We start from the raw sequence: 22082 nt of genomic DNA on the forward strand, positions 1-22082 counted from the left end.
GTCGAGGGCGGCTGCGACCCACCTCGGACAAGCGCAGGCCCCGGCTCAGTTACCTGAACCGGGGCCCACGTGGTGTTGGTGCGGGACTTACTCGACCTCGTCCGCCAGGGTGCCGAGGTAGAGCTGGATGACCTTGGGGTCCTTCATCAGTTCACGACCGGTGCCGGTGTAGGCATCGCGGCCCTGGTCCAGCACGTATCCGCGGTCGCAGATCTGCAGGCAACGGCGTGCGTTCTGTTCCACCATGATCACCGAAACGCCGGCACGGTTGATCTCGTGGACCCGGAGGAAGGTCTCGTCCTGTTTGACGGGGGAGAGGCCGGCCGACGGCTCGTCCAAGAGCAGCACTGCCGGATCCATCATGAGGGCCCGCCCCATGGCAACCATCTGCCGTTCACCGCCGGAGAGCGAGCCGGCCCGTTGCGCGCGGCGCTTGCCCAGCTCGGGAAAGAGGCTCGTGACGAAGTCGAAGCGCTCGTTGAACACTTTGGGCCGCTGGAACAGGCCCATCTGAAGGTTTTCCTCGATGGTGAGCGTGGCAAAAACGTTGTTGGTCTGGGGTACGAAGCCCAGGCCTTGGGAAACCAGCTTGTTCGCCTTCAGGCCGGTGAGGTCCTGGCCCCGCACCACTACGGTGCCGGAGTGGACCTTGACCAAGCCGAACATCGCCTTCAGCAGGGTGGACTTGCCGGCACCGTTGGGCCCGATGATGCCGATCAGTTCACCTTTGCGGGCTTCGATGCTGCATCCGTTGAGGATGTTCACTCCCGGAAGGTAGCCGGCCACAAGGTCCGTGACTTTTACGACGGCGTCTTCCGTGGGATTGGCGGCGGGGGCGGGCATTGCGCTTGGTGCGCTCATTTCTCGTCCTCCTGCTTGGTTTCGGTAGCCTCCGGGGACAAAATGCCGGCATCTTCGGTTCCCACGACGGATTCTTCGTCATTGACGAGTTCTGCTTCGAGTTCCTTGATGCCCTGGGCGTCGCCGAGGTCGACGTCGTGGTGTGCACCGAGGTAGGCGTCAATGACCGCCGGGTTCTTCATGACTTCGCCGGGAGGTCCTTCGGCCACCACTTTCCCTTCGGCCATGACCACTACCCAGTCGGCGATGTGGCGCACCATGTTCATGTCGTGCTCCACGAACAGCACGGTCATGCCTTCTGCCTTGAGGTTCTTGATGTGGTCCAGCAGGGACTGCGTCAGCGCCGGATTGACGCCGGCCATGGGTTCGTCCAGCATCACGAGCTTGGGGCGGACCATGAGGGAGCGCGCCATTTCCAGGAGCTTCCTCTGGCCGCCGGACAGGGATGCGGCGTAGTCGTCCTTCTTGGCGTCGAGTTTGAACTTCTCAAGAAGGACATCTGCCTGGGCCGTGATTTCCTTCTCGCGGCTGCCCCACATTCCCCTGAACAGGGCTTTTGAAAGGCGTTCGCCGGGCTGGTTGGAAGCGCCGAGCCGCATATTCTCCATGACCGTCAGCTTGCCCATGACCTTGGTGAGCTGGAAGGTCCGGACCATTCCCATCCGGGCCACCTTGTAGGAGGAGACACCGGCCAGGCTGTTGCCCTCGAACTTCCACTGACCCGAGTTGGGGGTGTCAAAGCCGGTGAGCAAATTGAACAGCGTGGTCTTGCCCGCGCCGTTGGGCCCAATCAACGCTGTGATCTTGTGCCGCGGGATCTCAAGGTAGTCGACGTCGACGGCATTGATGCCGCCGAAGGACCGGGTCACGTTCTCAGCCACCACGATCGGATCCCGCTTCTTGCAGCCGGGGGCGTTTTCCCCCATGGCGATCGGCCGGGAGTCTGTCATGTAGTCGATCCCCGAGGGGTCTGCCGGGTTTTCCGAAGCACGTGGATTGACCGGATTGTTTGGGTTCACTGGATTGTTGCTCTCACTCATGCGAATGCAAGCTCCTTCTTATTGCCGAAGACGCCTTGCGGGCGGAAGATCATCAGGAGCATCAGGGCCACGCCTACCAGGATGTAGCGCAACTGGCCGGCTTGGACCGTGGTCAGCCAGGTGATGGTTCCCGATTCGATGAGGCCGTACAGGAGGCTCTGGGTCAGGGAAAGGACCACCCAGAAGATCATCGCGCCGATGACGGGGCCCAGGACGGTGGCCATGCCGCCCAGCAGGAGGCAGGTCCACAGGAAGAACGTCAGTTCAGTTCCGTAGTTTGAGGGTTGCACGGCGCCGCGGGGGAGCGTGAAGATCATCCCGGCCAATGCACCGAGTACGCCGCCGATGATGAGCGCCTGCATCTTGTAGGAGTAGACGTTCTTGCCGAGCGACCGCACTGCGTTTTCATCCTCGCGGATGCCCTTCAGCACGCGGCCCCACGGGCTGCGCATCAGGAGCCAGACCAGCACGCAGCAAACAATGACCAAAGCCCATCCCACCACGCGGATGAAGAAGTCCCTGTTGTTCATGCCCATGTACGAGCCCTCGGGGAAGGGGTTCATGGCGTAGAAATCGCCCTCAAAGGCCGCCAGGCCGTTGGCTGAACCGGTCACGCTGGTCAGCTGGTTGGTGGTGACGACGTACCGCACAATTTCCGCCGAGGCGATGGTCACGATTGCGAGGTAGTCCGCGCGCAGCCTCAGCGTGGGAATGCCGAGGATAAAGGCAAAAATCACCGAGCACAGGATGGCGATGAGCAGCCCGATGAAGAAGGGAACCTTGAAGGTAAGCGTCGAGATGGCAAAACCATAGGCACCGACTGCCATGAAGCCCGCCTGCCCGAAGTTCAGCAGGCCCGAGTAGCCGAAATGCACGGCGAGGCCCAGGGCGGCAAGCGCGTAGGCCGCCGTCGTCGGACTGAAAAGTTCGCCCAGGGCGCTGGAAAGAATGAATCCGAAGTCCATGGCCCGCTCCTAACCCACACGCTCACGCCGGCCGAGGATGCCCTGCGGTCGGAACAAAAGGACAACGATCATGATGAACAAGGCGCCGACGTACTTGAGGTCGGCGGGGAGACCGAAAACGGTGGTCAGCTCCACGAAGATGCCGACCACGATCGATCCGATCAGGGCGCCAAATACAGTTCCCAGACCGCCAAGCGTTACGCCCGCGAAGATAAGGAGCAGGATTTGGGAACCCATGTCGAACGTGACGCCGGGCCGGTAGTAGGCCCACAGGATGCCGCCGAGCGAAGCCAGGACCCCGCCCACGATCCAGACAATGCGGATCACCGAGTCGACGTCGATGCCGGAAGCAGCGGCAAGTGCCGGGTTGTCGGCTACGGCACGCGTTGCCTTGCCGAGCCGGGTCTTCAGCAGGACGATCCCGATGAGCGCAATCACGACGGCGCTGATGATGAGCGACCACAGGTTGTTGGGCGAGATGGAGACAGGCCCGATCTGGATTTCCGCGCTCTGTGCGCCGGGCAGCTGCTGGGTTGCGCCGCCGAAGTAGAACTGGATGACATAGCGGATGGCCAAGGCAAGGCCGATGCTGACGATCATCATCGGAACCAGTCCTGTGCCGCGTCGGCGCAGTGGGCGCCACAGCCCTGCATCCTGGACGTAACCGAAGAGCCCGCCGCCCACCAGGGCCAGCAGGATGGCAAGCCAGAACGGGAAGCCGAACCCGTTGAACAGGAATACCAGGACGGCGCCCAGGGTAACCATTTCGCCGTGCGCAAAGTTGGTCAGGCCCGTGGTGCCGAAGATGAGGGACAGGCCAACCGATGCGAGTGCCAGGAGTAGGCCGAAGCTCAGCCCTGCTACGAGCCGGTTGAGGAGGTTTTGGCCGAAGTCCTGTTGCTGGACCACGATGCCTTTGCCGAAGGCAAAGATGACTGACAAGTTGGACGTCTGGCTGAAGGTGACGTTCCGGGGATTCTCTTGTCCGTCTGCGAGTTTGATGCCGTCAGGCAGCGTCGACGTATCAAGCTCAACTTTGTAGGTGCCCTGGACGGGAACGCCGATGCTCCAGGCGCCGTTGGAACCGGAGGTGGCTTCACCCTCGAATCCGTTGCCGGAAGCTTTGATCTTGACGCCGGATATCGGGGCGCGGGCGTCGTCCCGGAGGAAGCCGCTGATGCTGTTCTGGAAATTGGTGGCGGATGGCGAAGGCGAGGGGGTGGTTGCCTCCGCCGCGGGGGCGGCGATCAGCAGGACAGCAAGGAGGGACGCGAACAGCGCCCCCATTGCTCTCTGCAGTCCCTTGGACCGTCTGATGGACGGGTCGCGCAGTGTGCTTCTCAAAATGGAAACCTCCACAGTGGGGGTGGTCCCGGCTGCGCCATTGCAGCCGGTGCGAACGGTCATGGGGCTCGCGAACAGTTCTTGCCTAGCTGCCTCGAATGTGACCCAAGTCACCCATGTGTGGCTATGTTACCGCCGAGAGGGTCCAAAAGAGGCCCACGTCAGGGGTACAAAGGTCGCGATCGGGTAACAACTGTGACGCTACAGGCAACTGGCCCTCACTCTTCCAGTCCCGTGTCACGATCGGGTTTCGGCTGGGTGAACAGGGGAACTTTCCCTGCCCTGGGCTCGTGGTAATTGGTACCGTGAATTATCACTCAGCCCTTTTTCAGGAGGACACCCGCAATGGCACTTGGCGGAAACCCGATCTTCAACGGAAAGAATTTCCGTGGAGCCAAACAGGCACCGTCTGTACCGCAAAATCCGTATGGCAATCCTTACGGACAGCAATTCAACCAGGTACCCGGACGTGCACCCAGCCAGGTCATTGATGGCCAGGCAGCGTGGTCTGCCCAGCAGCAAAGCATGACCAACGAACAATTGCAGCAGATGTACAACCAGCCTGCTGCCGGCCCGGTCGAAACCGGCCGCATGACGTACGACGACGTCATCATGAAGACGGTCCTGTGCCTTGTGGTGCTGGTCCTGGGAGCGGGAGTGACGCTTTTTGTCGCCCCTGCACTCTCCTCGATGCTCATGATCGTTGGTGCACTGGGCGGGTTCGTCCTCGCCTTGGTCAATACCTTTAAGAAACAGCCGTCGCCGGCGCTGATCCTGGCCTACGCCGGCCTTGAAGGCCTCTTCCTTGGCGGCCTCACCCGCGTCCTTGACCGCATGTTCCCGGGGGTTGGGCTCCAGGCCGTCATCGGCACGCTGGCCGTTTTCGGCGTCACTCTCCTGCTCTTCAAGAGCGGCAAGGTCCGTGCAACGCCCAAATTGATCCGCTTCTTCATGATCGCCACGATCGGTTACGCCGTCTTCGCCTTGATCAACCTCGTCATGATGTGGACCGGTGCGGTGCAGGAACCCTTCGGCCTGCGCACCAGCATCACCATCGCAGGCATTCCTTTGGGTGTCTTCATCGGCATCCTGGCGATCGGCCTGGCCGCTTTTTCCTTGATCATGGATTTCACCAGCATCGAGGAAGGCGTGCGGGCCGGCGCACCCGAGCGTTATTCCTGGGTTGCGGCCTTTGGCCTCACCGTCACGCTGGTTTGGCTCTACGTTGAAATCATCCGCCTCCTCGCTATTTTGCGCGGCGACGATTAACAGGGCCGCGAATAATTAGTCGACTCACCGAAAATGCCCCCGAAATTCTCTCGGGGGCATTTTTTGTGCGGGTCCGGGCTCGTCGGCTGAGGCCTGTCAACTCGTATCAGGTGAGGCGCTCCAGAACCACCGCCATGCCCTGGCCGCCGCCTACGCAAAGAGTTGCCAGCCCGAGTGAGGCGTCCCGCTCCTTCAAGCCGTTCAGCAGGGTGGTGGTGATGCGTGCGCCGGTCATGCCGAACGGATGCCCCAAGGCAATGGCACCGCCATGGACATTGAGCTTCTCCGGATCGATGCCAAGGTCCCTCGCGCTGGCTATGACCTGCACGGCAAAGGCCTCGTTGAGTTCCACGAGGTCGATGTCGGCCATGGTCAGGCCTGCCCCGGCCAGCGCCCTTCGAGTGGATTCGACAGGGCCCATGCCCATCAGTTCGGGAGAGAGGGCGCTTACGCCCGTGGAAACCACCCGGGCCAACGGGGCCAGGCCAAGCTCAGCAGCGCGGCTGTCACTCATGACCACCAGGGCGGCGGCGCCGTCGTTGAGGGGGCAGGCGTTTCCTGCAGTGACGGTTCCGCCCGTCCTGAACACCGGTTCCAGCGCTGAGACGCCTTCCATGGTTACCCCCGGACGTGGGGAGTCATCGGCGCTGGCCACCGAGCCGTCCTTGCGCGTGTACGGTGTGATCTCCCGCGCATAGAAACCCGAAGCTATGGCCTTCTCGGCCCGGTTCTGGCTCAAGACGCCCCATTCGTCCTGTTCGGCGCGGGTGATGCCATAAGTGGTGGCAACGTTTTCCGCCGTCTGGCCCATGGCGATATAGACGTCGGGGAGCCGTCCGCCGAGCCTCGGATCAGTCCAGGGAATGTTCGACGCTGCGCGGGACGTTGTCCGCTGCCCTGCCGCTTCGAAGAGCGGATTGTGGTTGGCTGCATCCGTCTCACCGGCCCCGGCCCAGTTTTGGTATCTTGAGACACTCTCGACGCCGGCAGCCACCACTGCGTGGGCCTCACCGGCCTTGATGGCATGGAAGGCCATCCGGAGAGTCTGGAGGCTGGACGCGCAAAAGCGGTTCACGGTGGCGGCCGGCACGCTGTCCAGTCCTGCGAGAACTGCCACGACGCGGGCCATGTTGGACCCGGCTTCCCCACTTGGCTCAGCGCAACCGAGCAGGATGTCATCCAGCCCCCGCCCGCCCGGGGCGGCGGCGTCAAAACCAGGGAGTTTATCCAGCGCGGCTTGCACCATGGCTGTCGCCAGGTCGTCGGGACGTTCGTCCTTGAGGGAGCCCTTGAAGGCCCGGCCAATGGGGCTTCTGGCGGTGGAAACAATGACGGCCTCAGTCATGGGGCAAGCTTACGCCCGGCATCAGGACGGAGACCGGCCCTAAGGCTCACGCCAGGCGCAGCGCCCCGGCGGCGGGAGTTACGGTGAAGATGTCCGGTTCGGTGAACCCGGCCCGGGCAAAGGACCGTACGACGGCGGAACGAACCTGCTGTTCATGGCCCACCGGCGTGAGGGCAATGGCGGAGCCGCCAAATCCGCCCCCGGTCATCCGGGCTCCGATCGACCCGTTGGCCCTTGAAGTTTCCACGGCCAAGTCCAGTTCCGGGCAGGAAATCTCGAAGTCGTCGCGCATTGAAGCGTGGCTGGCATCCAGCAGGTGCCCGATGCTGCCAGGTCCCTGCGCGCCCAGGAGTTCCACGGCTTGGAGGACGCGATCGTTTTCGGTGACAACATGGCGGACGCGGCGGAGAGTTGTCCCGTCCAGGACTCCCGCGGCCTCCTCGAGGTCCTCCACCCCGACGTCCCTCAGCGCACGGACGCCCAGGACCTGGGCACCGAGTTCACATGAGGCCCGGCGGGAGGCATACCCGCCGTCGGCATGGGAATGCGAAACCTTGGTGTCGATCACCAGCAGCACCAATCCGGAGGCTTCTGCGTCGAACGGAACCAGGTCCACGTGCTGGTCGCGGCAATCCAGGAACACTGCGTGGCCCTTGGCGCCCCGAAGGGAGGCGGACTGGTCCATGATGCCCGTGGGAGCTCCGACGAACAGGTTCTCGGCACGTTGGGTCTCCAAAACCAACTCCTCGGCCCCCAGGCCGGCCCCGGTGACTTCGTTCAGTGCTGTGATCACGGCGCATTCGATGGCATGCGAGGAGGACAGGCCGGCACCAAGCGGCACATCGGAATCAAGGAGCAGGTCGAATCCGGGGACGACAACCCCGCGTTCCTGGAGGGCCCATGCCACACCCAGGGGGTAGCGGGACCATCCTTGTCCTGAGCCCGGCCGCAGGTCATCGAGCGAGGCTTCCACGAGGCCCTGCCCGCCGAACGTGGAAAGCAACCGGACACGTGAATCGTCTCGAAGCCGCAGTGCCACCCTGGCGGTCCTGTCGATCGCGAACGGCAGGACGAAGCCCTCGTTGTAATCCGTGTGCTCTCCGATGAGGTTCACCCGCCCAGGGGCTTGCCAGACGCCGTCGGGGGCTTGGCCAAAGGTCTCCTTGAAGCGCAAGGAGATGGCGCTGGTGTCGGTGGTGCCGGTCATGCTTGTGAGCCCTCCAGGGTCTTGGCGGAAGCGGTCCGGGGCGCGGCCACGTTGCGCAGGCGATCTGCCACGGCCTCGGGCGTGGTGTCGTTGATGAAGGCGCCCATCGCAGCCTCGGAGCCGGCGAGGTATTTCAGCTTATCCGCCGCCCGGCGCGGCGAGGTGAGCTGCAGATGCAACTGCGCGGCAGGGCGCAGGACCGGGTCCAGCGGGGCTTGATACCACGCCGCAATGTAGGGCATGGGGGTCGGATAGAGCGCATCGAGGCGTTTGAGCAGGTCGAGGTACACATGGGCGAGTTCGTCCCGTTCCTCTCCCGTCAGGCCGGCGAGGTCGGCGACTTGCCGGTGCGGAACAAGGTGGACTTCCAAGGGCCACCGTGCAGCGAAAGGCACATAGGCGCTGAAGTGCTTTGCCTCCAGGACCATTCGGCTGCCGTCGTTCCGTTCCGCCCGGAGGAGCGAGGCGCCGAGCGTTTCCTTGGCGGCGACGTCGTCGTAATACTTCCGTGCTGCCGCGCCCAGGATGGCCGCGCGCGGAGTCACGTAAGGGTAGGCGTAGATCTGTCCGTGGGGATGGTGCAGGGTGACCCCGATGTCAGCACCGCGGTTTTCAAACGGGAACACCTGCTTGATGCCGGGCAGGGCGCTCAGGGCTTCCGTGCGCTGGGCCCAGGCTTCGATGACCGTTCGGGCACGTGTCTGGCCAAGTTCGGCGAAGGAACCGGTGTGCCGGGGAGTGAAGGCAACTACTTCGCAGCGGCCGAACGCGGCTCCCTTGATCCCGTGACCTCCCGAAGCCGGCGCCTCCGGAATCCCGCCCAAGGCAGGTCCCAGCGAGGGGAACCGGTTTTCGAAGACCACGACGTCGTAGTCTGCGGCCGGTATCTCGGAAGGGTTCGCTGCGGTGGTGGGGCAGATGGGGCACTGGTCCACAGGGGGGAGATGCGTGCGGCTCTGGCGGTGGGCCGCCACGGCTACCCATTCTCCCGAGAGTGCGTCGTACCGGACTTCACCAGGTTCGCCGCGGGCAGGGAGGTCCCGGTGGTCCACGAGTGATTCAGGCTGACGAGGCGGGGTGCCTGGGTCATCGAAGTAAATCAGCTCGCGGTTATCGGCGAGTCGGGTGTTGGTGATGCGGCTCATGGAGCAATCATCCCACAAGCACCCAAAAACGCATAGTTTCTAACAAAAGTTCACATTGCCGATCTCAGCTTGCGATTGGCTGCAGTACGGTATTGCCATGCCTAACACTTCGCCATCCTCCAGCGGGACACCTGAATCCACTGCCCGGCGGTTTGCCACTGGGAAACAGTTCGAGCTGCGCCGTGACGACGCGCTCGCAGTCGTCACGGAGCTGGCGGCCGGGCTGCGGCTCTACGAGCGGGGAGGTGTCCAGCTGACGGAAAGCTATGGGGATTCCGAGATTCCGCCGGGCGCCACAGGTATCACCCTCGCACCCTGGGCCAACCGCGTGGAGGACGGGGTCTGGCACCTCAATGGCAAGAAGCAACAACTGGACATCACGGAGGTCTCGCGTAACAACGCCAGCCACGGATTACTCAGGAACACCGGATACGCGCTGGTGGACGAATCCGAGTTCTCCGTGACCTTGGAAGCGACCGTCTTTCCGCAACACGGCTACCCGTTCCTGGTGCGCCACCGCGTCTGCTACGGCCTGGATGAGCACCTGAACCTCCAGGTGGAACAGACCCTCGTCAATGACTCCGGAGAGGAAGCCCCCTTCGTTCTCGGCGCCCACCCGTATCTCCGGATCGGGGACGTTGCTCCCGAAGACCTGACCCTGACAGTACGTGCCGGAACGCGCCTGGTGGCAGATGGAGAGCGCAAGATTCCCCGCAGCACCGCTGCCGTGGACGGGGACTTCGACCTCTCGGACGGGCGCTCCGTGGGCAGCTTGGACATTGATGCAGCCTTCACGGACCTGAAGTACGACGGCGGACTGGCCCGCCACGTCCTCAGCGCACCTGATGGCCGCAGTGTGAGCCTGCTGCAGGACGAAGCCTGCCAGTACGTCCACGTCTTCGTGACGGACACTTTCCCGGGCCGTTCAAAGGCAGTCGCGATCGAACCAATGACCGGACCAGCCAACGCGCTCAACAGCGGCGATGGCCTCCGTTGGCTTGCGCCCGGCGAATCCTTCACCATGTCTTGGGGCATCTCGGCTTCCCTCTAGCTCTCTTTGGCGACTGAAGGGCAGGGCGATCCGGTTTCCCATACGGCCCACGCTGCGGAAGTATGGATTCATGACGCCAACGCCCGACGCCAAATTCCGTTCCGATCGCCAAATCGCCGAGGGCATACCGTACGGGGTGCGAATAGCGGCAGCCTGGTCATGGCGGGCCGGACTGATCCTCGTCATGATCGGCATCCTGGTCTGGCTGCTCGGCAAGGTCAGTTTCCTCATCATCCCGGTCATGGTCGCCGCCCTCTTGGCGGGCCTGCTGTATCCCGTGGTCGCCTGGCTGCGTAAGCGGAAAGTGCCGAACGGGCTTGCCGTCGCCATCACGGTGTTGGGATTCATTGGCGTAATAGCGGGGGCGCTGGCGCTGGTAGGCCGGCAATTGGCGTCCGGCTTCGGTGAACTATGGCAACAGGCGCTCACAGGCATCCAGCAAGTCCAGACCTGGCTGGCCGACGGACCCCTTCACCTGACCGCCGACCAGATCGACAAGTACGTCTCCGATGCCGCCAACGCCCTGCAAAACAACAGCAGCAGCATCCTCAGCGGTGCGCTCTCTTTCGGCAGTACCGCCGGCCATTTTGCGGCCGGCTTGGTGCTCGCCCTGTTTATCCTGATCTTCTTCCTGCTTGAAGGTAACCGGATCTGGGCCTTCCTGGTCCGACTGCTTCCCAGGAAAGCACGCAGGGCAACTGACGGAGCAGGCCGTCGCGGCTGGACCTCCATGGTTAATTACGTGCGGATCCAAATGTTCGTCGCCTTCGTGGACGCCGTCGGCATCGGCGTGGGCGCAGCCATCATCCAGGTCCCACTGGCGCTGCCGCTGGCCGTGCTGGTGTTCATCGGTTCCTTCATTCCGGTGGTGGGTGCGCTGGTGACCGGTGCAATTGCCGTGCTCTTGGCCTTAGTGGCCAATGGACCGGTGAATGCGCTGATCATGCTCGCAATAGTCCTGCTGGTGCAGCAGCTCGAAAGCCACATCCTTCAGCCGCTTGTCATGGGCAAGGCCGTGGCACTCCACCCCGTTGCCGTAATCCTCACGGTGGCGGCGGGTTCGTACCTGGCGGGCATCCCCGGCGCGCTCTTTGCAGTCCCCTTGCTCGCCGTAGTAAACACGGCCGTTCGCTACATTGCCGGACGGACGTGGGAACATGATGGAGGACTGGGCGCGGCTGAGTCCGCAACTGCCGAAGGATCACCCGGGCCGGACGGCGACTCCAACTTCAAGGAAGTCGACCTTCCGCACGGTCGATCCCGCGCTGCCGCCAGTGCCGATAGCAAGGCCAAGGTCTCAGGAAGCTCCCCGGCGGAGCCTGCTGAAACCGACACCAACAAAGGAGAATAGCCAGTGAATACCCTCGATACCCTGCCCGTCACGCTGGACGATGTCCTCAAGGCGCAGGAGCTGCTCGAGGGCATTATTACCAAGACTCCGGTGGAGTCCTCCCGCGCACTCGGCAGCCTCGTGGGAGGCAACGTCTTTTTCAAATGCGAGAACCTCCAGCGTGCAGGCTCCTTCAAGGTCCGCGGTGCCTATGTGCGCATGGCCCGACTTTCCGACGCAGAAAAGAAGCGCGGTGTGGTGGCGGCGTCTGCCGGCAACCACGCCCAAGGTGTTGCGGTCGCGGCCAAGAGCCTCGGCATCAACGCCCGCATCTACATGCCGCTCGGTGTCGCACTGCCCAAGCTGGCTGCCACCCGCAGCCACGGCGCCGAGGTGGTCTTGCACGGCCATAACGTAGACGAAGCCCTGGCCGAGGCCGAGCGGTACGCCAACGAGACCGGAGCTGTCTTCGTCCACCCCTTCGACAACGTAGATGTCGTGGCAGGCCAGGGAACCATCGGCCTGGAAATCCTGGAACAGGTACCGCACGTGGACACCATCCTCATGGGAGTCGGCGGTGGCGGTCTTCTGGCAGGTGTGGCGGTCGCCATCAAAGCCAAGGCCAAGGAACTCGGCAGGGAAATCCGCGTGATCGGTGTCCAGGCGGAAAATGCTGCGGCTTATCCTCCCTCCCTCGCCGCCGACGCGCTGGTTCCCCTGAAGAAGGTTTCCACCATGGCCGACGGCATCGCCGTGGGCCGGCCCGGACAGCTTCCGTTCAGCATCATCCGGGAACTCGTCGATGACGTGGTCACCGTCAGCGAAGACTCCCTCGCGCGCGCCCTGATCTTCCTGTTGGAACGCGCCAAGATGGTGGTGGAACCGGCAGGTGCCGTGGGCGTCGCCGCACTGATGGACGGCAAGATCGAAAACCCGGGGAACACCGCCGTCGTGCTTTCCGGAGGCAACATCGATCCGATGCTGATGCTCAAAGTCATCCAGCGCGGCTTGTCCGCGGCAGGCCGGTTCATGACTGTACGGATGATGCTTGACGACCGTCCGGGCTCCCTGGCCACCATTGCGCGCATCATCGCCGAAAACGATGCCAACGTCACCGGCCTCGACCACACCCGCCTGGGGGGCTCCATCAGCATGGGCGATGTTTCCATCACCATCAACCTGGAAACCAAGGGCCACGAACACGGTGAGCAGGTCCTCGGGGCACTCCGCACCGAGGGGTTCCAGCCGATCGTGGTGCACTGACGGGGACGGCCGGGATGGTACTCGAAACACCGGACGGGTCCAAGGCCGACGCCCGGGACTCGCTGGCAGCACGGGCCAAAGGCGGGCTGCTGTTCATGGGCGGATTCGTCGTGGTGCTCTACGTCATCGAGTTCCTGAACACGTTGATGCTGCACGGCCTCAACCGGACCTTTGGCCTGCGTCCCCGTTCGTTGGACGGCGTCCTGGACATCCTGACCTTTCCACTGCTTCACGCCAACCTCAACCACTTGCTGTCCAACACTTTGCCACTGCTGATCTTCGGCTTCCTGGTGTTCCTCGCCGGATTGCGGGTGTTCATCACGGCGTTGGCGTTCAGCTGGCTGGGCTCGGGCCTGACTGTCTGGCTGATCGGGGGAGGCGGAGTCACAGTAGGCGCCTCAGGCCTGGTGTTCGGTCTCTTCGCGTTCCTGCTGGTCCGTGGGTTCTTCAACCGCAATTGGTGGCAGATCCTGCTTTCGGTGGTGCTGTTCATGGCCTACGGAAGCATCCTCTTTGGCGTACTGCCGACCGTCATGGGCTACGTGTCCTGGCAGGCCCACTTGGGCGGCGCGATCGGGGGCATCATTGCGGCGGTCCTCCTGCGCCCCAAAAGCGCGGCGGATGACGCCGGAATCACAGCCTGAGTGGGGACATGCAAAACGCCGGCCCTCCCGTATCGGGAAGGCCGGCGTTGCGTTTAAAGCGTTGTGCTTAGGCGGAGTACGGCTTGGCGGAGAGGATCTCCACGGAGATTTCCTTGCCGTTGGGGGCGGTGTAGCTCAGCTTGTCGCCCTCCTTGTGGCCCACGATTGCTGCGCCCAGCGGGGACTTCTCGCTGAAGACGTCAATGTCCGAGTCGCCGGCGATTTCGCGGGAGCCCAGGAGGAACTTCTCTTCGTCCCCTGCGATCTTGGCGACAACCAGCATGCCGGGCTCAACGATTCCGTCGTCGGCCGGAGCCTCGCCAACCTGGGCATCGCGCAGGAGCACGGTGAGCTGGCGGATGCGGGCCTCGATCTTGCCCTGCTCTTCCTTGGCTGCGTGGTAACCGCCGTTTTCCTTGAGGTCGCCTTCCTGGCGTGCGGCTTCGATCTTCTGGACGATTTCCGCCCGGCCAGCGCCGGAAAGGTGGTCCAGCTCAGCCTTCAGGCGATCGAAAGCTTCCTGGGTAAGCCAAGCTGCAGTGGCGCTGTTGGTGGTAGACACGGATTTCTCCTCTTGATCTGACAATGCAAAAACCCCGCCGAGGTGGCCACTCGTGAATCTCAGTAACCAACTTAACGGGGTGAAGGTTTCATCCATTGTAGTAAATCCTTTGGATGAACCCAAACCGGTTGAGTGCTGTGTCACATAGTTGTTATTTACCGCTGTCCGTGATCCAGCAACTGTCCACGATCCCCGAGACTGCCGGCGACTCGGTGGCAAGGACCGTTCGCTGGGCGGTGGTCCTGCCCCCGTCTGCGTCCTGCTGCGGTGGGTTGGGGCCGATCTCCACCACTTTCCAGCCCACGACGGCGAACTTTGAATCCATGGCCTTGATGGCGCACTTTGCCGTGGCCTCGGGGTCCTTGATGACCTGATAGTCCACCTCGGCCTGGGTATCGTCCACGGTGCTGTAGCCAATGTCCTTGAAGGACACCGGGGACTGGCCGGAACCGGTGGCGACGTAGCCCGCGAATCCGATTCCCACCACCAGCGCACCGATGACGATGTTCCGTTTGCCCTTCCGTCCCAGCCCGCGCTTTTGACCGCCGTAGCGATTGGCTAGGCTGTTGCTTGCCGGAAGTTCGGTGGCCGATAGGTCCTCTGAAGTCACCCATCCAGTTTAGTGCGGTTCCCGGCACCACCCGCACAGTCCCGCAATGCACCATCCATGAAAGAGGAGCCGTCCCGTGACAGCGTCCAGCACTCCGGAGCAGCTTAGGCTGCTGGCCGTCCACGCTCATCCCGACGATGAGTCCAGCAAGGGTGCAGCCACCATGGCCATGTACGCGGCTGCCGGCGTGCAGGTCATGGTTGCCACGTGCACCGACGGTTCCCGGGGAGACATCCAGAATCCGGCCATGGAGGACGCGCCGCACCCCAAGCGCGATATGGCCGGTGCGCGGCGCCTCGAAATGGCCAATGCTGCGGCGGTCCTTGGCATCAAGCAGCGCTGGCTTGGATTCGTGGACTCCGGCCTTCCGGAGGGAGACCCGCTGCCCGAGCTGCCGAAGGGTTGCTTTGCACTCCAACCACTTGAGCGTGCCACCAGGCCCTTGGTGCGGCTGGTCCGGGACTTCAAGCCGCACGTGATCATCAGTTACGACGAAAACGGCGGTTATCCGCATCCCGACCACATCATGGCGCACAAGGTGGCCGTGGAGGCCTTTGAGTCCGCAGGTGATCCGGACAAGTACCCGGGAGCGGGCGAGCCCTGGGAGCCGGCAAAGCTTTACTACGACCGCGCTTTCAGCCCCGAACGGTTCCGCGCCCTGCACTTCGCCCTGGAAGAGGCGGGCCTTCAGTCCCCTTACGCGGAGCGGTTGGCCGCATGGCTGGAGGCCGACGCCGAGGGACACACCCCGCCGGTTCCGGGCCACCGGACCACCACCCAGGTGGACTGCGGCGACTTCTTCGAAAAGCGCGACGACGCGTTGCGGGCGCACCGGACCCAGATCGATCCGCTGGGCTTCTTCTTCGCGGTTTCCCCTGAGCTGCAGCGCAAGGTTTGGCCTTGGGAGGATTACACGCTGGTGAAGTCCAACGTCTCCTCGGAGCTGCCTGAAAAGGATCTCTTCGCGGGGATAAGATAGGGGAAGCCGGGATTCTATCGTTTGTAGAATTTCCCTGGCCAGCCAGCTTTCAGCCCCGCTGATACCGGCATGCATCAGCTCCCATAGAAGGTTTGAACGTGCACCACTTGATCCTCGCCCTGACCGTCAGCCCGTCGCCAGACCCGACCGGCACCCTGCGGCCCGGCCTGTCCGAGGACCAGGTAACCCCGGGTACCTGGGGCTTCGTCCTCACCGCCTTTATCGTCATCCTGACTACCTTCCTCATTGTGGACATGGTCAGGCGGATCCGCCGTGTCAGGTACCGGGCGCAGGTGGAGGAAGCGCGCCTCGCCGCCGACTCGGGGTCGACGGATGCTCCCACGGATGAGACCGGCAATGCCGCTCCCGGGAACCGCTGAGCATCCGGAAAGCAACTGGCCCGGGGCGTCCAACGTCCTGGGTTCGGAACCTTCCGCCTATCTACGGCAGCACGCGGACAACCCGGTCTTCTGGCGTCCCTTCGGCGATGAGGCGTTCGCGCTGGCTGCCGCCCGCGATGTTCCCGTGTTCCTTTCCATTGGCTACGCGGCGTGCCATTGGTGCCATGTCATGGCTCACGAGTCATTCGAAGACCAGGCGACCGCCGACTACCTGAACGCCCGCTTCGTGCCGGTCAAGGTGGACCGTGAAGAACGCCCGGATGTCGATTCGGTCTACATGGCAGCGACGCAGGCCATCAGCGGCGAGGGTGGCTGGCCCATGTCCGTCTTCCTGACGCCCGAAGGCCTGGTGTTCCACGCCGGGACGTACTTTCCGCCCGTGCCCCTTCCCGGTAGGCCTTCCTTCCGCAACGTCCTGGAAGCTGTCCACGAAGCGTGGCGGGACAGGCGCGAAGCCGTGGAGCAGAACGCCCGGGGTTTGGCCGCCAATATGGCGAACGCCCAACTGTCGGCGGCCGTGCGGCTGGACGGGCCGCCGGAGGTCCTGGACCCCGCGTTGCTCGCGGAGGCAGTTGAGGGCCTGGCCCGTTCCGAGGACCCCGACGCCGGAGGCTTCGGCACCGCCCCCAAGTTCCCGCCGTCGGCCGTTCTGGAGTTCCTGGTCCGGCATGCCGCAGTAACTTCCGATACGGCTGACGCCGCCCGCGACATGGCCGGGCGGGCCTTGGCCGGGATGGCCCGCTCGGCTTTGTGCGACCAGCTCGACGGCGGATTTGCCCGGTACTCCGTCACGGCGGACTGGTCTGTGCCGCACTTCGAGAAGATGTTGTACGACAATGCCCAGCTCCTGCGTGTCTATGCGCATTGGGTACGTTTGGGCGGCAACCCTGTCTTTTCCGCGCAGGAGGCAGCCGGCGTTGCATCGAAGTGCGCCGACTGGTTACTCGCATCGCTTGCCCTCCCGGACGGAGCATTGGCTTCGTCCCTGGACGCTGACACCGTGGTGGACGGCGTACACCATGAGGGAGCGGCGTATCTTTGGACACCGCAGTCCTTGATCGAGGTGCTCGGTGAGGCGGACGGTGCGGAAGTCGGCCGCATCATGAATGTTGGCCCTGAAGGTACGGTTTCCGCGTTGGGCTCGCCCCTTCATCCGGGCCGCTTGCTGGATGGATCCGAGACGTCGTTGTGGCAGCGGGTGCGTCCCGTCCTCCAGGAAGCGCGAAGCCGGCGGGAACAGCCGGCCCGCGATGACAAGGTGGTGGCGGGCTGGAACGGACTTGCCATGGCAGCACTTGCCGAGGCCGGCGCGATCCTGGACAGGCCGGAGCTGGTGGAGGCTGCAGAAGGGATTGCGGACTATCTGGAACGGGTTCATTGGAATGCTTCAAATCGTCTGCTGACGAGGGTCTCGCACGACTCTGCGGCGCGGGGGATAGGCGGACTCCTGGAGGACTACGCATTCTGCGCTGAGGGTTCCTTTGCCTTGTACGCGGTGACAGGCCGGAAGCGCTGGTATGTGCTGGGAACCGAACTGATTGAGGCGGCCGCGGCACGATTCGTGAAGGACGGACAGCTGGCTGACTCCGCCGGCGAATCAGCGCAGGTGTTCAACGCCCAGGGGCAGAAGGCTTCGCTTGATCCGTTCGACAACGCCACTCCAAGCGGTGCTTCCGCCTTCGCCGGCGCCCTGCTGACCTCCTCGGCCTATTCAGGTTCCCATGAACACCGCTTGATGGCTGCGAACATCCTTGGACTGCTGCCTCCCCTCGCATCCCGCGCTCCGCGGGTTGCGGGCTGGCTCCTGGCAACCGCGCAAGCCGCCCTCGCAGGCCCGTTGGAGGCGGCGGTTGCCGGCCCTGCGTCTCCGCAACGGCAGGAACTGCACCGGGCACTGCTCAACTCGGCCGCCCCCGGGTTGGTGGTCGCCCTCCAATCGGAGGACGACGACGTGTCCCCGGCCTCCGCCGTCGAGGTCCCTTTGCTCCTCCACCGCTCCGGCGCCCGGGACGGATCTCCGCAGGTGTACCTTTGCCGCGGGATGGTGTGTGAACGGCCGGTGGGGACTTTGGCCGACGTCGAGTCACGGCTCGCCGCGATGGTTTCCGGCGACTGATTTCCGGTCCGCCCCGCTTTCCGGGCCTGGTTGGTTGCTGTGTGCCAGGTGCTAGTTCAGGACGGCAATCATGATCGCGATGAAGTGCGCGGCGAACGCGAACACCGTGAACGCGTGGAAGAGTTCGTGGAATCCGAAGTGCGTTGCGCTGAAATTGGGTTTCTTGATGCCGTAGAAGACGGCCCCCGCAATGTACAGGGCCCCGCCCACGCAGATGAGCACCGCTGAGGCGGCGTTCGCGGCGAAGAACTGGGGCAGGTACACGAGCGCACCGCAACCCAGTGCAATGTAGATCGGCACGTAGAGCCAGCGGGGAGCGTGCGTCCACAGGACCCGGAAGAGCACGCCGACGATCGCCGCGGACCAGATGGTCCACAGCAACGTCACGGCTTGTGAGCGCTCCAGGAGGGACCAAGCCAGGGGTGTGTAGCTCCCTGCAATGACCAGCATGATGTTGGTGTGGTCCAGCCGCTTGAGGACCAGGCGGACCTGGGGCGACCAGTTGCCCCGGTGGTAGACGGCGCTGATGCCGAACAGCAGGACGCCAGTCAGGGCGTAGACGGAGGACGTGATTTTGCGGTCCACCGTGGGTGCCAGTGCGACCAGCACGATGCCGGCAGCGAGGGCGAAAGGCGTTGCAACGGCGTGGATCCAACCGCGCCACAGGGGCTTCACGGACAGCTGCTCTGACATTGCTTAAGAGTAACCTACGTTCCGGTAAGTTACCGATGAGTAGCTTTAGGAGTGGAGGATTCCCGGCACTTCCTGCACAAGCCTCCCGGCTGGGGCGGGTAGCCTAGGATGTGCGTCGTCGATAGTAGAGCAAGGAAGTCAGGTGAGTCCGGTGGAGCTGCCCGGTTTCCTCTATGGCTTCTACGAGCGCCAACTCCTGAAAACCATCGACCATGACAGGATTCCACGCCACATCGGCGTGATGGTGGACGGCAACCGTCGGTGGGCACGGCAGTTCAACGCCCCTACCAGTGAGGGGCACCAAGCGGGGGCTGACAAAATCCATGAATTCCTGGGCTGGTGCCAGGAACTTGGGGTCAAGGTGGTCACCCTCTACATGCTGTCCACGGACAACATGAGCCGCTCCGGCGAGGAGCTGGACCTCCTGATGGGAATCATCGCCAACACCATGGACCGGCTGGATGAAAACGAGGACATCTCAGTCCACGCTATGGGAGCGCCGGAAATTCTTCCCGACTACCTCGCCGAACGCCTCAACAAGCTCACTGCCAGGACGCCGGTCCACGAGAAGATCCATGTCAACGTCGCCGTGGGCTATGGTGGCCGGCGTGAAATCGTGGACGCCGTCCGCGAGCTCCTGCATGACGCCGTGGATAAGGGCCGTAACATGTCCGACGTCGCAGATGAACTATCGGTGGACGATATCTCACGGTTCCTTTACACCAGGGGCCAGCCCGATCCGGACCTCGTCATCCGTACGTCCGGTGAACAACGGCTCTCCGGCTTCCTGATGTGGCAGAGCGCCTACAGCGAGTTCTACTTTTGCGAGGCGCTGTGGCCCGCGTTCCGCAAGGTGGACTTCCTCCGCGCCCTCCGCGACTTTGCCGGCCGCCAGCGACGGTTCGGTTCCTAGTTCCGCCGGTGTGATATCCGGTTTACGCGAAATTCACTTCACGGACTCACGACTTGCCGGTCAGGGATTGCGGAAATGCCTGTGAGCCGGATTACGTTAAACCCATCAGCAGGCAAAACCGCCCGCTGATCGGGGAGGCCAGTATATGGAGCGGATCATCGCACCAGTTACAGGGGAGGCCACGCCCGGCCTTCCGGCCGAGCCGCTTCACCATAAGGCCGGGCGAACGCCCGGGGCTGGAGTCGATGTGGCTATTTCAGAGCAACTGCCCGCAATGGTTTCCGACGGGGAAAGTGCAGCTACCTCTCGCACAAAGCGCGCCACCAAAGGAACAAAGAAAGTTACGGCGCCCACAGGCCGCAGCTACGTCATAGACACCTCCGTATTGCTTTCGGACCCGCACGCGTTGTTGCGCTTCGCCGAGCACGAGGTCATTGTTCCGATCGTGGTCATCAGCGAACTCGAGGGTAAACGCCACGATCCGGAATTGGGCTATTTTGCCCGCAAGGCGTTGAGGCTCCTGGACGACCTGCGGATAGAACACGGCAGCCTTGACCATTCCATCCCCCTGGGTACCGACGGCGGCATGCTCCGCGTGGAACTGAACCACATCTCTCCCGATGTACTTCCAGCAGGCTTCCGCGGTGCCGACAATGACAGCAGAATCCTGGCCGTTGCCAAGAACCTGGCCAATGAGGGGCATAACGTCACGGTGGTCTCCAAAGACCTCCCGATGCGCGTCAAAGCCTCGGCCATGGGACTGCACGCCGACGAATACCGCAACGAACTGGTCAAGGACTCCGGCTGGACAGGGATGGCCGAGGTCGAAGCCAGTGAACAGGAAATTTCCACGCTCTACGGCCACGAGCCGGTCTTTATTCCGGCGGCGGCCGAACTGCCCGTCAATACAGGACTCGTCCTGCTTTCCAACCGGGGTTCGGCGTTGGGTCGGGTGGGCTCGGACAAGCAGGTCCGCCTCGTCAAGGGCGACCGCGACGTCTTCGGCCTTCACGGGCGGTCCGCTGAGCAGCGCCTGGCCATCGACCTCCTCATGGATCCTTCAGTGGGCATCGTCTCCATCGGTGGACGCGCAGGAACGGGTAAGTCGGCGCTGGCCCTCTGTGCGGGGCTGGAAGCCGTCCTGGAACGCCGTGAACACCGCAAAGTGGTTGTCTTCCGCCCCCTCTACGCCGTGGGCGGCCAGGAACTCGGCTACCTGCCCGGTTCCGAGTCCGAAAAGATGAATCCCTGGGCGCAGGCGGTGTTCGACACCCTGGGTGCCCTGGTCAGCCAGGAAGTGGTGGAAGAGGTGATGGACCGCGGCATGCTCGAGGTCCTGCCGCTCACCCACATCCGGGGCCGCTCCCTGCACGACGCGTTCGTGATCGTGGACGAGGCACAGTCCCTTGAGAAAAACGTGCTCCTGACGGTCATGAGCCGCATCGGGCAAAACTCAAAGATCGTCCTTACCCACGATGTCGCCCAGCGCGACAACCTTCGGGTGGGGCGGCACGACGGCGTAGCTGCCGTCGTGGAAACCCTTAAAGGACACCCGTTGTTCGGTCACATCACGCTGACCCGCTCCGAGAGGTCGCCGATTGCGGCCCTGGTGACCGAGTTGCTCGAAGGGGCGGAAATCTAGCCGGGGTTCCACGGAGGGCCGTGGCCGGGTTCGCCCGGGCCACGGCCCTTCGCCGTTCAAAGCCCCAGGTAGGATTTCAGCCCTTCGTGCCCTTGGACGTGGAGGGTCCAGTCCGGGCGTTTGAAGGATTCCGGGGTGAGGCGGACTTTCTGCACTTCTTCCACTTTGGTGCCCCAGGTGTGGCGGGCCAGGCCATTGGGTTCGTAACCGAGGCCCAGGGAGACGCCGAGGGATTGCCGGTTCCACGCGGCGGCCTCGGACTCAGCCACTTCCGCCTGCAGGTAGTCGAAGGCGTAGCACACGACGGCGGCACGCATCTCCTTGCCGACCCCACGGCCCTGCGCGGCTTTCTTAAGCCATGAACCGGTGTTGACGGTCCTCAGGACGGCGAAGTTCCTGGCGCCCAGGTCCTGGACGCCCAGGAACTCATCGTCCTGCCAGACACCCATCAGGAGCGTCCAATCCTCGCGGGAGAACCCTGCCCGGCAGCGCCAGTACCACCGGGCCATATTGGGGGCCAGTTCATCGTCCGGAAGTTCGGCCCAGGGCGTGCTGAACGGGCTCTTGCCGGGTTCGTGGATCCCGGAGCGCGCCGCCGAGACGGCAGCGGGGATGTCGGCGTCGAGAATCGGACGCAAGGTGAGCCGCGGCGTGGTGAGCGTAAATGCGAACGGGGGCCAGATGTCTGCCAGCGAGGTCATC

21 protein-coding genes are annotated in these 22082 nt (G+C 63.5%); 10 read left to right on the plus strand and 11 right to left on the minus strand.

Annotated features, from left to right (window positions below; translation table 11 throughout):
* Positions 1-87: 87 nt before the first annotated feature.
* The 4 genes from ACIPY2_RS09310 to ACIPY2_RS09325 form a co-directional block, all read right to left on the minus strand.
* Positions 88-861: an ABC transporter ATP-binding protein gene (locus tag ACIPY2_RS09310; RefSeq protein WP_400266084.1), complete on the minus strand. Its 774-nt coding sequence runs from the start codon at positions 859-861 to the stop codon at positions 88-90.
* Positions 858-1811 (minus strand): ABC transporter ATP-binding protein, encoded by a 954-nt coding sequence (locus tag ACIPY2_RS09315; protein WP_400266223.1) that lies wholly within the window; start codon positions 1809-1811, stop codon positions 858-860. Before ACIPY2_RS09315 ends, ACIPY2_RS09310 begins: the two co-directional genes overlap by 4 nt.
* Positions 1812-1897: 86 nt before the next feature.
* Positions 1898-2866, minus strand: a complete 969-nt coding sequence (locus ACIPY2_RS09320; RefSeq protein ID WP_400266085.1) for a branched-chain amino acid ABC transporter permease — start codon at positions 2864-2866, stop codon at positions 1898-1900.
* Positions 2867-2875: 9 nt separating this feature from the next.
* Positions 2876-4153, minus strand: a complete 1278-nt coding sequence (locus ACIPY2_RS09325) for a branched-chain amino acid ABC transporter permease (RefSeq protein ID WP_400266224.1) — start codon at positions 4151-4153, stop codon at positions 2876-2878.
* 402 nt (positions 4154-4555) lie between these two features.
* Between ACIPY2_RS09325 and ACIPY2_RS09330 the strand changes: the two genes are divergently transcribed.
* A complete protein-coding gene (locus ACIPY2_RS09330; protein WP_400266086.1) occupies positions 4556-5479 on the plus strand; it encodes a Bax inhibitor-1/YccA family protein in 924 nt (307 codons plus the stop codon).
* A gap of 106 nt (positions 5480-5585) precedes the next feature.
* Here the strand turns inward: ACIPY2_RS09330 and ACIPY2_RS09335 are convergent, their stop codons facing one another.
* From ACIPY2_RS09335 to galT, 3 genes are read right to left on the minus strand one after another with little or no spacing between them, the layout of a single operon-like run.
* Positions 5586-6824 carry an acetyl-CoA C-acetyltransferase gene (locus tag ACIPY2_RS09335; protein WP_400266087.1) on the minus strand — a complete coding sequence of 413 codons (1239 nt, stop codon included), beginning with the start codon at positions 6822-6824 and terminating at the stop codon, positions 5586-5588.
* Between the two features lie 46 nt (positions 6825-6870).
* Positions 6871-8031 carry a galactokinase gene (galK, locus tag ACIPY2_RS09340; RefSeq protein WP_400266088.1) on the minus strand — a complete coding sequence of 387 codons (1161 nt, stop codon included), beginning with the start codon at positions 8029-8031 and terminating at the stop codon, positions 6871-6873.
* Positions 8028-9176, minus strand: a complete 1149-nt coding sequence (gene galT, locus ACIPY2_RS09345) for a galactose-1-phosphate uridylyltransferase (RefSeq protein ID WP_400266089.1) — start codon at positions 9174-9176, stop codon at positions 8028-8030. The genes galK and galT overlap by 4 nt, the downstream gene beginning before the upstream one ends.
* Before the next feature lie 97 nt (positions 9177-9273).
* On the opposite strand from galT, the gene ACIPY2_RS09350 reads away from it, so the two are divergent.
* The 4 genes from ACIPY2_RS09350 (at position 9274) to ACIPY2_RS09365 (ending at position 13464) form a co-directional block, all read left to right on the plus strand.
* Complete coding sequence (locus ACIPY2_RS09350; protein ID WP_400266090.1) at positions 9274-10227, plus strand: aldose 1-epimerase family protein; 954 nt, start codon at positions 9274-9276, stop codon at positions 10225-10227.
* 70 nt (positions 10228-10297) lie between these two features.
* Positions 10298-11578, plus strand: coding sequence for an AI-2E family transporter (locus tag ACIPY2_RS09355; protein WP_400266091.1), 1281 nt, complete (start codon positions 10298-10300; stop codon positions 11576-11578).
* A 3-nt stretch (positions 11579-11581) separates the two neighbouring features.
* On the plus strand, positions 11582-12820 hold the full coding sequence (gene ilvA / locus ACIPY2_RS09360; RefSeq protein ID WP_400266092.1) for a threonine ammonia-lyase: 1239 nt from the start codon (positions 11582-11584) through the stop codon (positions 12818-12820).
* 14 nt (positions 12821-12834) lie between these two features.
* The gene (locus tag ACIPY2_RS09365; protein ID WP_400266093.1) at positions 12835-13464 is read left to right on the plus strand and encodes a rhomboid family intramembrane serine protease; all 630 of its coding nucleotides are present in this window, start codon (positions 12835-12837) and stop codon (positions 13462-13464) included.
* Between the two features lie 67 nt (positions 13465-13531).
* Here ACIPY2_RS09365 and greA read toward each other — a convergent pair whose 3' ends face one another.
* Together greA and ACIPY2_RS09375 are read right to left on the minus strand one after the other, a co-directional pair.
* Positions 13532-14026: a transcription elongation factor GreA gene (greA, locus tag ACIPY2_RS09370; RefSeq protein ID WP_400266094.1), complete on the minus strand. Its 495-nt coding sequence runs from the start codon at positions 14024-14026 to the stop codon at positions 13532-13534.
* A 151-nt stretch (positions 14027-14177) separates the two neighbouring features.
* Entirely contained in the window at positions 14178-14636 is a 459-nt protein-coding gene (locus ACIPY2_RS09375) for a DUF4307 domain-containing protein (protein ID WP_400266095.1), read from the minus strand.
* Positions 14637-14712: 76 nt separating this feature from the next.
* On the opposite strand from ACIPY2_RS09375, the gene mca reads away from it, so the two are divergent.
* The 3 genes from mca (at position 14713) to ACIPY2_RS09390 (ending at position 18132) form a co-directional block, all read left to right on the plus strand.
* The gene (gene mca / locus ACIPY2_RS09380; protein ID WP_400266096.1) at positions 14713-15615 is read left to right on the plus strand and encodes a mycothiol conjugate amidase Mca; all 903 of its coding nucleotides are present in this window, start codon (positions 14713-14715) and stop codon (positions 15613-15615) included.
* Positions 15616-15713: 98 nt separating this feature from the next.
* Positions 15714-15995 (plus strand): hypothetical protein, encoded by a 282-nt coding sequence (locus ACIPY2_RS09385; protein ID WP_400266097.1) that lies wholly within the window; start codon positions 15714-15716, stop codon positions 15993-15995.
* A complete protein-coding gene (locus ACIPY2_RS09390; RefSeq protein WP_400266098.1) occupies positions 15973-18132 on the plus strand; it encodes a thioredoxin domain-containing protein in 2160 nt (719 codons plus the stop codon). The genes ACIPY2_RS09385 and ACIPY2_RS09390 overlap by 23 nt, the downstream gene beginning before the upstream one ends.
* 51 nt (positions 18133-18183) lie before the next feature.
* Here ACIPY2_RS09390 and ACIPY2_RS09395 read toward each other — a convergent pair whose 3' ends face one another.
* Positions 18184-18825, minus strand: a complete 642-nt coding sequence (locus tag ACIPY2_RS09395; protein ID WP_400266099.1) for a hemolysin III family protein — start codon at positions 18823-18825, stop codon at positions 18184-18186.
* 151 nt (positions 18826-18976) lie between these two features.
* Here ACIPY2_RS09395 and ACIPY2_RS09400 point away from each other — a divergent pair, with 151 nt between their 5' ends.
* Positions 18977-19738, plus strand: coding sequence for an isoprenyl transferase (locus ACIPY2_RS09400; RefSeq protein ID WP_400266225.1), 762 nt, complete (start codon positions 18977-18979; stop codon positions 19736-19738).
* Positions 19739-19985: 247 nt separating this feature from the next.
* On the plus strand, positions 19986-21380 hold the full coding sequence (locus tag ACIPY2_RS09405; protein ID WP_400266100.1) for a PhoH family protein: 1395 nt from the start codon (positions 19986-19988) through the stop codon (positions 21378-21380).
* A 56-nt stretch (positions 21381-21436) separates the two neighbouring features.
* Here the strand turns inward: ACIPY2_RS09405 and ACIPY2_RS09410 are convergent, their stop codons facing one another.
* Complete coding sequence (locus ACIPY2_RS09410) at positions 21437-22081, minus strand: GNAT family N-acetyltransferase (RefSeq protein WP_400266101.1); 645 nt, start codon at positions 22079-22081, stop codon at positions 21437-21439.
* Between the last annotated feature and the right edge of the window lies 1 nt (position 22082).

Source organism: Paenarthrobacter sp. NPDC089675, from assembly GCF_044749185.1.
Taxonomy (GTDB): domain Bacteria; phylum Actinomycetota; class Actinomycetes; order Actinomycetales; family Micrococcaceae; genus Arthrobacter.